Consider the following 15304-nt stretch of genomic DNA (forward strand, 5'->3'; position numbering starts at 1 on the left):
GTAATTAAAGAGTTAAAGCGTGAAAGTGAATTGCAGCGTTGTCATCGAATCGGGGTGTCATATGAAAAAATGGGCTGTTGCATTGGCAGCTGTTGCTCTACTGTTCTCTGGATGCAGTAAGGAAAAGGTTAAGGAACCAGTGAAGAAAGAAAAAGTGGTGGAAAAAGTAGTAGAAAAAGAGGCGGAGAAACCGGAATTCCCTTATTATTTTCCACTAACGGGAGTTGGGTCGCAAACTAGTACAGAAGAACGAGCCATCGCAGTAATGGTTAATAATCACCCAAAAGCAAGGCCGCAATCGGGCTTAAATAAGGCTGATATTGTCTATGAAGTTCTTGCTGAGGGCGATATCACTCGCTTCCTGGCCGTTTTTCAAAGTGAAAAGCCAGCGAACATCGGGCCTGTCCGAAGTGCGCGGGACTATTATATCGAGCTGGCCAAAGGTCTTGATGCACTATATGTTGCCCACGGCTGGAGTGAGGAAGCGAAGCAAATGCTGGAAGGAAATTATGTGGATAATATCAATGGAATGGTCTACGATGGGACCCTTTTTCAGCGATCAAGTGCTCGAAAGGCACCGCATAACTCCTATATTACGTACGAAAATATTTTAAAAGGTGCGGAGCAAAAGAACTATTCGATGGAAAAAAGCCCGCCAAGCTTTACGTTTTTATCTGAGGAAGATAGAAAAAATATTACTGGAAACGAAGCGAATTCTGTGAAAGTCTCTTATTCCTCGGGCGGCATTTCCGATTCTTTATATCAATATGACAGCGCACTTGGAAAATATAAGCGTTTTTCGGGTGGGGAGCAGACGGTTGATTTAGACTCAAACGAGCCCGTTTTGCTCGATAACATTTTGATTATCGAAGCCATCCACAATGTGATCGATTCGGTAGGACGCAGAGATATTGATCTTACATCCGGCGGTAAAGGCTATCTGATTCAAATGGGTAAGGAAAGCGAAGTTGAATGGGCGAACCGGAACGGCAGAATTGTACCGATGAAAAATGGGGAAGAAGTTCCTTTTGTTCAAGGGAGAACTTGGGTAAATGCTGTGCCGGCAAACCCTGGACTCCAATCAAGCGTTTCTTTTAATATGCAATAGAGATTTTAACTAAAGGGGCAAAGTATATGCAAATAAATAAATTACGAGGAAAAGAACTCGATCAATTATTTCAGGCTGTTCTTTCATTAAAAGACTTAGAAGAATGCTATCGCTTTTTCGATGACTTATGCACAATCAATGAGATCCAATCGTTAGCACAGCGCCTCGATGTAGCAAGAATGCTAAAGGAAGGAAACACCTATCATAAAATTGAAACAGAAACAGGAGCAAGTACGGCGACCATTTCCCGTGTAAAACGTTGTCTTAACTTCGGAAATGATACCTATGAAATGGTACTTGAACGCGTTAAAGATGAAAAAAGCACAGCGAAAGAAGAATAAAAAATAGAGCACTGAAATAGAACCGGGGAGTAATCTCTTCGGTTTTTTTTTTTAATATAATTTATTTGTTTCGATTTTGAGAAATGTCTAGCTCCAGCACCCTAGCGGCTAGTGTCCTTCGCTCTCCGCCCTACGATAAGTCAACATCGGTTCACTCCGCTCACCGTGTTTCCTTTATCTCAGTTGGAGCGCTCCAGGCCATACGCCGCTGAACAGGGCGCTTCCGCTTTTCTTTCGTTGGTTATCTTTTCTATAAATAGAATCAGTGTTTTATTTTTTTATCGTTTCCTCAAATGCTATAATGGTGAAATGGACTACAAGGTAGGGGGATTCTTTTCATGTATGATTTTCGCGAGTGGCGGCATGTGTTTAAACTCGATCCAAATAAAGAAATAACTGACGACAAATTGGAAAAAATTTGTGAATCAGGGACAGATGCGGTGATTGTAGGCGGAACGGACGGAGTGACACTTGAAAATGTCCTCGACTTAATGGCGAGAATTCGCAGATATACAGTCCCCTGTGTGCTTGAGGTATCAGATATTGAGACTGTTACACCTGGATTTGACCTTTATTTTATCCCAACAATTTTAAATAGCAAGGATGCAAAATGGATTACGGGCCTGCATCATCGGGCTGTAAAGGAATATGGAGACCTCATGGATTGGGAAGAGTTCGCCATGGAAGGGTATTGTATTTTAAACGGGGATTGCAAGGCAGCACAGCTGACAAGCGCCAATGCACTATTAACAACGGATGATGTCAAGGCCTATGCCATGATGGCTGAAAAAATGTTCCAGCTGCCGATTTTTTATTTAGAATACAGCGGGAAATACGGTGATCCCTCTCTAGTAGCAGAGGTAAAAAAGGTGCTTGAAAAAGCAACCCTCTTTTATGGCGGCGGAATTGCTACAGTGGAACAGGCGGCTGAAATGGCCAAGCATGCTGATGTAATTGTCGTCGGAAACTCAATATATGAAGATTTTGATCAAGCGTTGGAAACCGTCAAAACGGTTAAATAGAATTTGCTTCAGAATGAAAAGGGAGATAGAATAAAAGTAAGAACAAATGTTTGTAAATGGTGGTGGAAAAAATGCAATTTTTAACAGATAAGCTTTTAAACGGTCTAAACCCGGAGCAGCAAAATGCCGTAAAAGCGACAGACGGACCGCTCCTATTGATGGCAGGTGCCGGAAGTGGAAAAACAAGAGTATTAACACATCGAATTGCGTATTTAATTGTTGAGAAGCGAGTTAATCCTTATAATATTTTAGCAATCACCTTCACCAATAAAGCAGCAAGAGAAATGAAGGACCGGATCGGCAAAATGATGGGCGGGGCTGCTGAAGAAATCTGGATATCCACTTTTCACTCGATGTGTGTCCGGATATTGCGCCGCGATATCGACCGGATGGGTTTCAATCGGAATTTTACGATTCTGGACACAACAGATCAGCAATCGGTGGTAAAAGGAATCCTGAAAGACAAAAATATTGACCCGAAAAAGTTTGACCCGCGGGCGATTTTAGGCTCGATCAGCTCAGCAAAAAACGAACTAATCACCCCAGAAGAATATGTGAAAATCTCCGGTGGTTATTTCGAACAGACCGTAAGTGAAGTGTACACAGAATATCAAAGGCGGTTACGGAAAAATCAGGCGCTTGATTTCGACGATTTAATCATGATGACAATTCAATTATTTCAAAGGGTACCGGAAGTACTTGAATATTATCAGCGCAAATTTCAGTATATTCACGTCGATGAGTATCAGGATACAAACAGAGCACAGTATATGCTGGTGAAAATGCTTGCCAGCCGTTTCCGAAATCTGTGTGTTGTCGGGGACTCCGATCAGTCGATTTACAGATGGCGCGGCGCCGACATCGCCAACATTCTTTCTTTTGAAAAAGACTACCCGAACGCAACGGTGATTCTCCTTGAACAAAACTACCGTTCAACCAAAAGAATTCTGCTCGCAGCCAATAAAGTGATCGAAAACAACTTAAACCGGAAGGCGAAGAATCTGTGGACAGAAAATCCTGAAGGAAATAAACTCGTCTATTATCGTGCTGACAGTGAGCAAAGCGAAGCACAGTTTGTCGCCGGGAAAATTAAAGAATTAACCCGGGATGGTAAGAAACTTTCAGATATTGCGATCCTCTATCGGACAAATGCGCAGTCGCGTGTGATGGAGGAAGTATTACTTAAATCGAATATTGGTTACGCCATTGTTGGCGGAACTAAATTCTATGACAGAAAAGAAATTAAGGATATGCTGGCGTATTTGCGGTTGATTTCCAATCCGGACGATGATATCAGCCTGCAGCGAGTGATTAATGTTCCAAAAAGAGGCATTGGGTCTACCTCGGTGGATAAAATTTCTAATTTTGCGGACATGCATGATCTTTCCTTATATCAGGCATTGGACTCGATTGAATTAATCGGCCTAAGTCCGAAAATCACAAAAGCAGCACGAGAATTCCGCGATTTAATTCGCAATTATACAAATATGCAAGAGTTCCTCTCCGTAACAGAATTAGTTGAGGAAGTTCTGGAAAAGTCGGGTTATCGCGAGATGCTCAAGGCGGAAAAATCACTTGAAGCCCAAAGCCGCTTAGAAAACCTTGAGGAATTATTATCGGTAACGAAAAACTTTGAGGAGACCAACGAAGATAAAAGCTTAATAGCATTCTTAACGGATTTAGCACTCGTTGCTGATATAGATTCGCTCGATGAAGATGGGGAAAAAGCTGACTCCATCACCTTGATGACCCTACACTCGGCAAAAGGGTTGGAATTCCCGGTTGTCTTCCTAATCGGGCTTGAAGAAGGTGTCTTCCCGCACAGCCGCTCGTTGATGGAAGAAGCAGAGATGGAAGAGGAGAGACGTCTTGCTTATGTAGGAATTACAAGAGCGGAACAAAGTTTATTTATTACAAATGCACAAATGAGAACCTTGTTCGGAAGAACCAATATGAATCCAGCCTCAAGATTTATCGCGGAAATACCGGAGGATCTAATCGAGGGTGTGGAAGTGGAGAAGCGGATGAATACGCCGTTTGGATCGGGCGGTGGCAGAGCGTATGGCTCAACGGGTACCTCGTTTGGGTCGTCGAGAAGCTCTTTCGGCACACCGGCTTCACCAAGAAAACCGGTCATGCGTCCAGTATCGGCTGCTTCCGGCGGTGAGGATATCGGCTGGAAGGTTGGCGATAAAGCGGAGCATGGAAAATGGGGAATTGGAACAGTCGTTAGTGTTAAAGGCCAAGGTGACGGAATCGAACTGGATATTGCCTTTCCAAAACCTGTAGGCATCAAGCGTTTGCTGGCGAAATTTGCACCAATTAAAAAGGCATAACTAGTCTTCGAAATACCTAATGAAAGGGCTGGATATATGGACCTTCAAATCGCGGAACAGAAAATCAATGAAATCAGAAGCCTGTTAAATCAATATGGCTATGAATATTATGTGCTAGACAACCCATCAGTACCGGACGCGGAATATGACAAGCTGATGCAGGAACTTTTGGAGCTTGAAGCAAAGTTCCCGGAGCTAAAATCAATAGATTCCCCGTCCGTCCGTGTTGGCGGTGCGGTGCTTGACCTGTTTGAGAAGGTGGAACATCGCACCCCGATGCTAAGTTTAGGTAATGCTTTTAACGAACAGGACTTACGGGATTTTGACCGCCGGGTTCGTCAGGCAGCAGGGGATGAGATATCCTATGTTTGTGAGTTGAAAATTGACGGCCTTGCCGTCTCATTACGATATGAAGATGGTCTATTTGTTCAAGGCGCCACCCGCGGTGACGGCACAATCGGTGAAGATATTACTGCAAATTTAAAGACCATTAAATCAATCCCGCTTCGCTTACGGGAAAATGTTTCTTTAGAGGTCCGCGGTGAAGCCTTCATGCCAAAACGTTCATTTGACGCCTTAAATCAGGCTCGAGAAGAGCGCGGTGAGGAGCAGTTTGCCAACCCAAGAAATGCGGCTGCCGGATCGTTAAGGCAGCTTGATCCAAAAATTGCCGCGTCGAGAAGACTGGATGTCTTTTTATATGGGATCGGCAACACAGGAGCCAGTGGAGTTGTTTCCCATAGTGAAGGACTGGATTATTTAGATCATCTAGGCTTTAAAACGAATAAAGAACGAAGAAAATGTACCACAATTGACGATGTCATCCAGTATGTGAATGGCTGGGTAGAAAAACGCCCGCATCTACCCTATGAAATTGATGGGATTGTTATTAAACTTGATTCCTTAGCGCAGCAGGCGGCACTTGGCACAACGGCAAAAAGTCCGCGCTGGGCAATTGCGTATAAGTTTCCGGCTGAAGAAGTGGTTACAACACTTTTGGCTATCGAATTAAGTGTCGGGAGAACGGGTGTGGTCACTCCGACTGCACTGCTTGAACCTGTAAAGGTGGCAGGAACAACCGTACAGAGGGCATCCTTGCACAATGAAGATTTAATCCGTGAAAAGGATATAAAACTGGGAGATAAAGTTGTCGTCAAAAAAGCAGGCGATATCATTCCGGAAGTGGTCAATGTTTTAGCTGATCAGCGGACGGGCAGTGAAGTCGATTTCTATATGCCGACGCATTGTCCAGAATGTGAAAGTGAGCTTGTCCGTCTTGAAGGAGAGGTAGCACTGCGCTGCATTAATCCGAAATGTCCGGCACAAATTCGCGAAGGCTTAATTCACTTTGTCTCGCGTAATGCCATGAATATTGATGGTCTTGGGGAAAAAGTTATCAGTCAGCTTTTTGCTGTAAAATTAATCGGTGATGTAGCCGATATATATAAGCTTACCCGTGAACAGCTTTTAGCCCTCGAAAGAATGGGGGAAAAGTCTGTTTCCAATCTATTAAAAGCGATTGAAACGTCAAAAGGGAATTCCCTTGAAAAGCTGTTATTTGGTCTGGGAATCCGCCATGTTGGGGCAAAGGCAGCAAAAACGCTGGCCCAGCAATTTGGTTCCATGGGAAAATTAGTTGAAGCTGCGAAAGAAGATTTAATTGCCATCAATGAAATCGGCGATAAAATGGCAGATTCCATTGTTGCCTTTTTTGAACAAGAAGAAGCAGGGGAACTAATCGATGAACTGGCTGCTGCCGGAGTAAATATGGAATATAAAGGTGTGAAGCCCGTTGCCGCCGAAGAGTCTGACTCTATTTTTGCCGGGAAAACGGTTGTCCTTACAGGAAAACTCGAGCAGTTATCACGCAATGAAGCCAAGGAAAAAATTGAAGCGCTTGGCGGCAATGTTTCCGGGAGCGTCAGTAAAAAAACACATCTTGTCATTGCGGGTGAAGATGCGGGTTCCAAGTTAACAAAAGCACAAGAACTGGGGATTGAAGTGTGGGACGAGGAGAAGCTTTTAGTAGAATTAAATAAATAAGAGGTGGATCGACGTGAGAAAACTCTCATTGCTTGCTCTCTCCCTTGTCTTTTTGCTAAGTGCCTGTGCACCAAACTTCCAAAAGCAAAATGAAGCCGTTCAAACAAAGGAGAAAGTAAAAGGGAAGGCGATTATTCCTAAATATAATATATCAGATAAATATTACCGGACGATTCTGCCATTCGAACCAGGGGAAGCACGCGGATTGGTCGTCAATAATATCAATACAAGATATGACTTAAATGAGTTTGAAATAGGTTTAATGCGAATTGCCCAAAATAGCTTTGATACAGAAAAGTATTTTTTTCGTGAAGGCCAAGAAATTAAAGGAAAGACCATTAGACAATGGTTAAACCGCCTATATACAGACGCGCAGCTTAAGGAAAAGAATATAAAAGCGGAAGATAATATCGGCTTAAACCCGGTGGATAATAGTGCCGCCGGAAGTGAACCCACAAGTCCGATCTATTTAGCCCATATTTTAGAACATGATTATCTGACAAAAGATGATAAAGGGAATGTGGCGCTCTCCGGAGTCACGATTGGTCTTGCGTTAAACTCCATCTACTACTATAAATTAGTTAAGGATGGAGATACGTTTGAGAAAAAGATTGAGTTTAGTGAAATGGAGAAGGAAGGGAAGAAACTGGCTGGTGAAGTGGTCAAACGCGTCCGCAATATGAAAAATTTGAAGGACGTTCCGATTACCATTGCGTTATTTGAACAAGAGAGCAAGTCATCTGTGACGCCAGGAAGATTCTTTGCCTATAGCACCGTGAACCAAGGGAGTTCAACTCTAAATGATTGGGAAAAGGTAAATGAAAAGTACTATTTATTCCCATCAACGGCTGCTACAAACGATCACCGTGATGATACCATTGCCTTCCTAAACTTTAAGCAGGACGTAGAGGAATATTTTCCAAACTTTAATGGTGTCATTGGCAAGGCATTTTACGTCGATGATCAGCTGCAAGATTTAAATATCACCATCCCAATCCAATTCTATGGAAAAACAGAGGGAATTGGCTTTGCTCAATATGTGACAGGATTAGTGATGGAGCATTTTCCTAAGTATCTTTCCGTTTCGGTAAGTGTTACTTCTGTTGATGGACCTGAAGCACTGATTGTTCGAAAAGCAGATGCAAACGAACCGTTCGTTTATATTTATCAATGAGATCCAGCAGATGTGCTGGGTCTTTTCTAATAAAATTAGAATTTATCAGTTTCGGCCATACGCCGCTGACCAGGGCGCTTGCGCTTTTCTATTTGATACTAAGATATGAATAATGTAGAATGAACATTGGATGTAAACGTTTTAATACATATGTAGGAGGGGTTTAAAAATGATTCAACCTTACAAGCATGAACCATTTACAGATTTTACGATTGAAGAAAACCGTCAGGCGTATCTTAAGGCGTTAGAAACAGTAGAGGGTTATTTAGGCCAGGATTACGACCTTGTCATCGGTGGTGAAAAAGTTACAACTGAAGATAAAATCGTTTCCTATAATCCGTCTAATAAAGAAGAAGTCATTGGCCGTGTATCCAAAGCAAACCAGGAGCTTGCCGAAAAAGCCATGCAAGCAGCGGTCGAAGCTTTTAAGACATGGAAAAAGACAAAACCAGAGGTACGTGCAGATGTCCTTTTTAAAGCAGCGTCGATTATTCGCCGCCGCAAGCATGAGTTTTCAGCTCTTATGACGAAAGAAGCTGGTAAGCCATGGAGAGAAGCAGATGCAGATACAGCCGAAGGGATCGACTTCCTTGAATATTATGGCCGTCAAATGCTGGCATTAAAAGATGGCGTTCCCGTACAGAGCCGTCCAAATGAATTTAACCGTTATGACTATATTCCACTAGGTGTTGGTATTATTATTTCACCATGGAACTTCCCATTTGCCATTATGGCAGGAACAACGGTAGCTGCAATCGTATCTGGTAATACCGTTTTATTAAAACCAGCTTCAACTACACCAATTATTGCAGCAAAATTTGTTGAAGTCATGGAAGAAGCAGGTCTTCCTAAAGGCGTATTAAACTTTGTGCCAGGAAGCGGATCTGAAGTGGGTGACTATTTAGTTGACCATAAAGATACTCGTTTCGTCAGCTTCACAGGTTCCCGTGATGTCGGTCTTCGTATTTTTGAACGTTCATCTAAAGTGAACCCTGGTCAAGTATGGATGAAGCGCTTGATTGCAGAAATGGGCGGAAAAGATACGATTGTTGTTGATAGTGAAGCAGATCTTGAACTAGCTGCACAATCTATCGTTGCCGGTGCATTTGGCTTCTCTGGCCAAAAATGTTCTGCATGCTCTCGTGCGGTGATCGTGGAAGACGTATATGACCAAGTGTTAAACCGCGCAGTGGAATTAACCAATCAATTAACGGTCGGTGACCCAACAGAGCAAGCTACATTCATGGGTCCTGTAAACGACAATAATGCGTTTAAGAAAATTATGGAGTACATTGAAATCGGCAAAGGTGAAGGTAAATTAATGACCGGCGGGGAAGGCGATAATTCGAAAGGCTACTTCGTCAAACCAACAATTATTGCAGACCTTTCTCCTACAGCCCGTATTATGCAGGAAGAAATCTTTGGCCCAGTAGTAGGCTTTACAAAAGCAAAAGATTTCACGGAAGCAATCGAAATCGCCAACAATACTGAGTATGGCTTAACAGGTGCTGTTATCACGAAAAACCGTGCTCACCAAGAACAAGCACGTGAAGATTTCCATGTAGGGAACCTATACTTTAACCGTTCTTGTACAGGAGCAATCGTCGGCTACCAGCCATTCGGCGGATTCAACATGTCCGGAACAGACTCTAAAGCAGGCGGTCCTGACTACCTATTGCTGCACATGCAAGCGAAGACAACTTCAGAAATGTACTAAAAAAATTAATGAAATAGAAGGAGCCTTCATTCCTAAAAGGGGATGAAGGCTTCTTCTATTTCATTTTAGCTTGATAAAAATGTAGAATAACATATTAAGTATTAGTATACTTAATATAAGTTAGAATATTAATGAGCTAAGGGTGAGCTGATATTAAAATTGAACCGCTATATCAACAAATAAAAAATAAAATTAAAGAGCAAATACAATCTGGTAAGCTGCGAGTAGGTGACCGTGTTCCCTCAGAAAAAGAGTTAACTGAGGAATTTCATGTTAGCCAGATCACCACTAAAAATGCACTATCGGGTCTTGCGGAAGAAGGGATCGTAGAAAGAATTAAAGGGAAAGGAACCTTTGTTTGTGAAAGTAACCTAACAGCCTTCATCAGTATGCCAAATAAACAGAAAGGATTAATTGGACTTATTCTTCCTAGTATGAAAACGAAGATTGAGCAAGAGTTTGTCAATTATATTGAGAAGTATGTTTCTAAAAATGGCCATATCTTAGTTATAAAGATCACAAGAGAGTCTCAATTTGAAGAAGCTGATGCTATAGAGATGTTTAGAGAAATGGGAGTAATGGGAATCATTATTTTTCCTACTGAAAAAGAAACTTATAATGAAGCTGTGTTAAGACTCTCATTAGATAGATTTCCGTTAGTATTAATTGACAGGTATATGGAGAATATTTTGACGTATAGTGTGACCTCTGAAAATGACCTTGGAACGTTCGAAGCCATTTCATATTTATTAAATAAAGGACATAAAAATATTGGGCTTATATCTCCAATCATAACAAATACAGTAACTAACGAGAGATCGAAGGGATTTGAAGATGCCTTTTTAAAAAGGAGAACTACAATTAATAAGAATCTATGGCTGCTCCTAGGCTTCAATGAAATTTCTCCGAATAAAACCCCAAAGCTAATTCGAGAATTCCTGTTTTGTAAGCCTGAAGTAACGGCTGTATTTACAATGAATGCAGAGTTAGCCCTTTATACGCATTTAGCAATAAGTTCGGTGAAGAATGAAACAGGCCGTGACATTGAATTGCTGACCTTTGATCCACCTGGTATAACAGGAGTTTCATTTATAAAACAGGATATTGCTGAATGTAGTAAAAAAACCGTTGACCTCCTTTTGGAACAAATTGAGGGGATTTATAATCCGACAAGGATATATGTACCTGTTACTCTAAAATTGAGTGAAAATGTGGATTTGTTAGATACAATCGTAACTTAGATGAAATTCATGTGAATAAACCCAAACTATGATATCTCCATTAATTATAGTTTGGGTTTGATTTTTGCGCTTTTTTGTTTGGAAAGTATATTTTATACCAACCTTAGTATATTAATGCTATAGGACCTAATATAAAATTTTATTGTAAGCATTTCCAAATGATTGAATTATTAAATAATTACTTTCTGTTTAAAGGAGAAATAGAGAATGATAGAAAACAACTTACCAAGAAAAGAATATCCTCGACCCCAATTTGAAAGAAAAGATTGGCTGAATTTAAATGGAGAGTGGAATTTTAAATTTGATCGAGAGAACAAAGGTGAAAAGGAAAAATGGTATAAGGAGGTAAATTTTGATAAAAAAATTATTGTTCCATTTACCTATGAAACAAAAGCCAGCGGCATTGGTGAGGAAGTATTTTGTCCTAATGTCTGGTATCAAAAAAGGGTAACCATTCCTAGTGAATATAAGAATAAGGAGATCACCCTTCATATCCAAGCGGCTGATTATAAAACGAAGCTATGGGTGAACGGAGCTTTTGTTGGTGAACGTAAGGGTGGACAAATCGCTTTTTCTTTTAATCTTACAGATTATGCAGATGAAACAAATGAATTAAATATTGTTGTGAAAAACGAAGATAGTCAAAGCTGCTTCCAGCCAAGAGGAAAACAAAGATGGTTAGACAAGAGTTATGAATGCTGGTATATTCAGACAACCGGGATTTGGCAGACTGTATGGCTTGAATTCTTACATGAAGTACATGTTCAAGCGGTCAAAATCACACCAGATATCGATACAGAATCAGTGGAGTTTGCTTATGAGGTTTCAGGGGACATTGATCCATCGTTAGTCTTGAAAACATCAATTTCGTTTAAAGGCGAGCCAATTAAAACATTTGAACAAACGATACATCGTCCACATCAAACAATCAAAACGAATATTGCAAGTGAGTTTCACCATTGGCGAGTGGTCCACTGGAGTCCTCAAGCCCCTAATTTATATGATGTAGAATTTACTTTATCTAAAAACGGTGAAGTCATAGATTCTGTAAAGTCCTATTTTGGAATGAGAAAGATTTCCATAGAAAATGGAAATGTATTATTGAATAATATACCGATTTATCAAAAACTTATTTTGGATCAGGGTTATTGGGAAGAGTCACATTTAACACCACCTTCAGAAGAAGCGATTATTGAGGATATCGACCGGACACTAGAAATGGGTTTTAATGGTGTAAGAAAGCATATGAAAGTTGAAGATCAACGATATCTATATTGGGCAGATAAAAAAGGTCTCCTTGTTTGGTCTGAAATGGCAGCAACCTATGAATTTTCAGATGAGGCGGTTCAAAATTTTACTGAGGAATGGATTGAGGTTGTTAAACAGCATTATAATCACCCATGCATCATTACCTGGACTCCGTTTAATGAATCTTGGGGTGTGAAAAATATTTATACTAACCTAAAGCAACAAAAGTTTACAGAAGGAATTTATCATCTTACCAAAGCTATTGATAGTATGAGACCTGTTATTGTCAATGATGGCTGGGAGCATACCGTTTCAGACATTCTCACTCTGCACGATTATGTAGAGCTTGGAGATGAGTTTTTAAAACGGTATAGTGAGAAAGAAAAAGTAGTGAATAACGATATAGTGTTTAATAATTTCAAACATGCGATGGCTCAAGGTTATAAATATAAAGGTCAGCCAATCATTATCAGTGAATATGGCGGCATTGCATTTAATTCTGAAAAAGGCTGGGGATATGGTAATCAAGTAAAGAGTGAAGAAGAATTCTTACATCGTTATGAATCTATTACTCAAGCAATAAAAGATACCCCATATATTAGTGGATTTTGCTATACACAAATTACAGATGTGCAGCAAGAGGTTAACGGTTTGCTAAAGGAAAATCGAGTACCTAAAGTAGACTTAAATAAAATTAGAGCAATCAACAGTAAGTAATTTTCATTTAGGTTATAACTAAAAAATCAGGGGGAAAACAAATGAGAAAATCAGTGCTGTTAATGTTTTCTATACTTATTGTGTCAATGATGGCTTTGGCAGGATGCAGTTCATCCAGTTCAGGTTCCGGTGGTACTAATGATTCAGCTAAAAATGAAATCGTGTATTGGAACCCGTTTACGGGGCCTGATGGTGAAAATATGAAACAAATTGTTAATGAATACAATAAGACAAATCCAAAGTTCAAAATAAAAAATGTATCCATTCAAGCGGATGATATGTATAAAAAGATTCCAACAGCCGTTAATTCTGGAAAAGGTATTCCTGATCTTACCATTGTCCATGCGGAGAGAATTAAACAGTTTGTAGACAGTGACCTATTAACCACTTATGACGATAAATTGGCTGACTATCCTGAAATTAAAGCTGAAAACTATGTACCAGCGGGATGGAACATTGGTGATATTAATGGAAGTAGATATAGTGTTCCATTAGATGTACACAGTTTTGTCATGTATTACAATAAAGATTTACTAGAAAAATATGCACCAAATGCACTTGATGATAATGTTATTACCTTTGATGAAATAAGAGCGGCTGGAGAATTATCTAAAAAAGATAAAATCACTGGTATTGGTATTACGTGGACTCGACCAATCTTCTTATCGATTTACAATCAACTTGGTGGAGATATCACAAGTGACGGTGAAGCACCAACACTAAATACTCCAGAAGCTAAGAAAGCATTAGAATTATTAAAAGGGTTAGTTGATGACAAAATTGCTAACAAGGATGGAGAAGACCCGGGTCAATTATTCAAATCCGGTATGGCAATCTTTTATCCAGAAGGTATTTGGATGCAAAACAGCGTTAATGAAGCGAAAAATTTAAAATGGGGTTTAACAAGCTTTCCACAGGTTTCACCTGATAAAATTGTCAACTGGACGTCCTCTCATCAATTCGTTATGTTTAAGGACAAAAATCGATCTGAAGAGAAGACAAAGGGTATAATGGATTTCCTTGATTATGTCAGAGAAAATTCACTTCCATGGGCTAAAGCCGGCCAAAACCCGGCAGCATTAGCAACATTAGAAAATGCAGAATATCAAAATTTACCACAGTCATTCTTAGTGAAAGATCCTGAAATGCAAAATACGCTTAAAATCTTTGATTATAAATATAATGGCTTTGTTGCCGAAGAAGTGGATAAATTAGTCGGTGATGCCATATTTGGAAAACTAGACATTGACAAAGGACTTAAAGCGGCTCAAAAAGCAGTTGAGGATAAAATTGCTGCCAATAGTAAAAAATAAGATTACTAGAAATTGATTAATTGAGATTGTTAACGAAATATGAGAGAAATCCTTTTACATACAAGGGTTTCTCTCTATTCGCTAACGAAAGAATAGGAGTCAGTATCTATGATAAATACGGGAGTGAACGAGGAATTAGATATGTCTGCAGCGACAGAAAGAAATTCAGGAAAAAAACATCTTAATCTTACTCCATTTCTTTATATTGGACCACATCTCATTTTGTTTTTAATTTTCTTTCTCTTTCCTACTGTTTATGGTATTTATATTTCATTTACAAATTGGGATCTATTGAGCGAACCTGAATTTATAGGATTTGCTAATTATAAGGAAATTTTGTTTAATCAGGACTCGACCTTCTATGAACAACTGCGAACAGGGTTGGGAAATACGTTTAAATTTGTACTTTTTACAGTGCCGGCTTGTATCATTGTTCCCTTATTTTTAGCTGCAGGTCTTCACACTAGACCGAAGGGATTGAAGTTTTTTCAAGCATTATTCTACATGCCAACTTTGTTCTCCGTTTCTGCCGTAATGATTATTTTTTCCATGCTTTATAGTGTTTCTTTTGGGCCGCTTAATCATTATCTTAATGCAGAAACGAACTGGTTAGCTACCCAGCCATATGCTTGGATTACATTAGTGACTGTTACGGTTTGGTGGACAATCGGTGCGAATATGATCATTTATCAGGCTGCCCTTAACGGGATTTCAAAAGATTTATACGAGGCTGCCTCTATTGATGGGGCAAATAGTGTTCAAAGATTTTTTAAAATTACTCTACCTAGTATAAGAGCTCAAATATTATATACAGTGATCATTACGACGATTGCACAATTTAATGTTTATGGGCAACCACTCATGCTAACGAAGGGTGGACCAACAAGCTCGACTGCTGTTTTGTTAATGTATATTCAAGAGAACGCATTTGGTTCTGGAAATTCTATTGCAGGTATTGGGGCTGCCATGGCTGTGATCCTGGGTCTATGTATTATGGTCGTTTCTGCCATCCAATTTTTCTTTTTAAGACAACGTGATTAGGAG

General features: G+C 40.0%; 11 protein-coding genes. All 11 read left to right on the plus strand.

Going from position 1 to position 15304, the window contains the following annotated elements:
* Window positions 1-61: 61 nt before the first annotated feature.
* The 11 genes from FAY30_RS01970 (at window position 62) to FAY30_RS02020 (ending at window position 15301) form a co-directional block, all read left to right on the plus strand.
* Entirely contained in the window at window positions 62-1108 is a 1047-nt protein-coding gene (locus FAY30_RS01970; RefSeq protein ID WP_149868313.1) for a DUF3048 domain-containing protein, read from the plus strand.
* 26 nt (window positions 1109-1134) lie between these two features.
* The gene (locus FAY30_RS01975; RefSeq protein ID WP_149868314.1) at window positions 1135-1449 is read left to right on the plus strand and encodes a YerC/YecD family TrpR-related protein; all 315 of its coding nucleotides are present in this window, start codon (window positions 1135-1137) and stop codon (window positions 1447-1449) included.
* A 338-nt stretch (window positions 1450-1787) separates the two neighbouring features.
* Entirely contained in the window at window positions 1788-2471 is a 684-nt protein-coding gene (locus tag FAY30_RS01980; RefSeq protein WP_149868315.1) for a heptaprenylglyceryl phosphate synthase, read from the plus strand.
* Between the two features lie 71 nt (window positions 2472-2542).
* Window positions 2543-4807 (plus strand): DNA helicase PcrA, encoded by a 2265-nt coding sequence (gene pcrA, locus FAY30_RS01985; protein WP_149868316.1) that lies wholly within the window; start codon window positions 2543-2545, stop codon window positions 4805-4807.
* A 36-nt stretch (window positions 4808-4843) separates the two neighbouring features.
* A complete protein-coding gene (ligA, locus tag FAY30_RS01990) occupies window positions 4844-6850 on the plus strand; it encodes an NAD-dependent DNA ligase LigA (RefSeq protein ID WP_149868317.1) in 2007 nt (668 codons plus the stop codon).
* A 13-nt stretch (window positions 6851-6863) separates the two neighbouring features.
* Window positions 6864-8024 carry a CamS family sex pheromone protein gene (locus FAY30_RS01995; RefSeq protein ID WP_149868318.1) on the plus strand — a complete coding sequence of 387 codons (1161 nt, stop codon included), beginning with the start codon at window positions 6864-6866 and terminating at the stop codon, window positions 8022-8024.
* A 169-nt stretch (window positions 8025-8193) separates the two neighbouring features.
* Window positions 8194-9741 (plus strand): L-glutamate gamma-semialdehyde dehydrogenase, encoded by a 1548-nt coding sequence (gene pruA / locus FAY30_RS02000; protein WP_149868319.1) that lies wholly within the window; start codon window positions 8194-8196, stop codon window positions 9739-9741.
* Between the two features lie 179 nt (window positions 9742-9920).
* On the plus strand, window positions 9921-10982 hold the full coding sequence (locus tag FAY30_RS02005; protein ID WP_223820965.1) for a GntR family transcriptional regulator: 1062 nt from the start codon (window positions 9921-9923) through the stop codon (window positions 10980-10982).
* A 207-nt stretch (window positions 10983-11189) separates the two neighbouring features.
* Window positions 11190-12947, plus strand: a complete 1758-nt coding sequence (locus FAY30_RS02010; RefSeq protein ID WP_149868321.1) for a glycoside hydrolase family 2 protein — start codon at window positions 11190-11192, stop codon at window positions 12945-12947.
* A gap of 41 nt (window positions 12948-12988) precedes the next feature.
* Window positions 12989-14260 (plus strand): extracellular solute-binding protein, encoded by a 1272-nt coding sequence (locus tag FAY30_RS02015; protein ID WP_149868322.1) that lies wholly within the window; start codon window positions 12989-12991, stop codon window positions 14258-14260.
* Between the two features lie 108 nt (window positions 14261-14368).
* Entirely contained in the window at window positions 14369-15301 is a 933-nt protein-coding gene (locus FAY30_RS02020; RefSeq protein ID WP_149868323.1) for a carbohydrate ABC transporter permease, read from the plus strand.
* Window positions 15302-15304 lie beyond the last annotated feature (3 nt).

Source organism: Bacillus sp. S3 (genome assembly GCF_005154805.1).
Lineage (GTDB): Bacteria > Bacillota > Bacilli > Bacillales > Cytobacillaceae > Neobacillus.

What these genes read in the sequence shown, in the direction of transcription:
- pruA (WP_149868319.1), top strand. Translation starts at nt 8,194, where the DNA reads ATGATTCAACCTTACAAGCATGAACCATTTACAGATTTTACGATTGAA.
- FAY30_RS01970 (WP_149868313.1), top strand. Translation starts at nt 62, where the DNA reads ATGAAAAAATGGGCTGTTGCATTGGCAGCTGTTGCTCTACTGTTCTCT.
- FAY30_RS02010 (WP_149868321.1), top strand. Translation starts at nt 11,190, where the DNA reads ATGATAGAAAACAACTTACCAAGAAAAGAATATCCTCGACCCCAATTT.
- FAY30_RS02015 (WP_149868322.1), top strand. Translation starts at nt 12,989, where the DNA reads ATGAGAAAATCAGTGCTGTTAATGTTTTCTATACTTATTGTGTCAATG.
- FAY30_RS01980 (WP_149868315.1), top strand. Translation starts at nt 1,788, where the DNA reads ATGTATGATTTTCGCGAGTGGCGGCATGTGTTTAAACTCGATCCAAAT.
- ligA (WP_149868317.1), top strand. Translation starts at nt 4,844, where the DNA reads ATGGACCTTCAAATCGCGGAACAGAAAATCAATGAAATCAGAAGCCTG.
- FAY30_RS01975 (WP_149868314.1), top strand. Translation starts at nt 1,135, where the DNA reads ATGCAAATAAATAAATTACGAGGAAAAGAACTCGATCAATTATTTCAG.
- FAY30_RS02020 (WP_149868323.1), top strand. Translation starts at nt 14,369, where the DNA reads ATGATAAATACGGGAGTGAACGAGGAATTAGATATGTCTGCAGCGACA.
- pcrA (WP_149868316.1), top strand. Translation starts at nt 2,543, where the DNA reads ATGCAATTTTTAACAGATAAGCTTTTAAACGGTCTAAACCCGGAGCAG.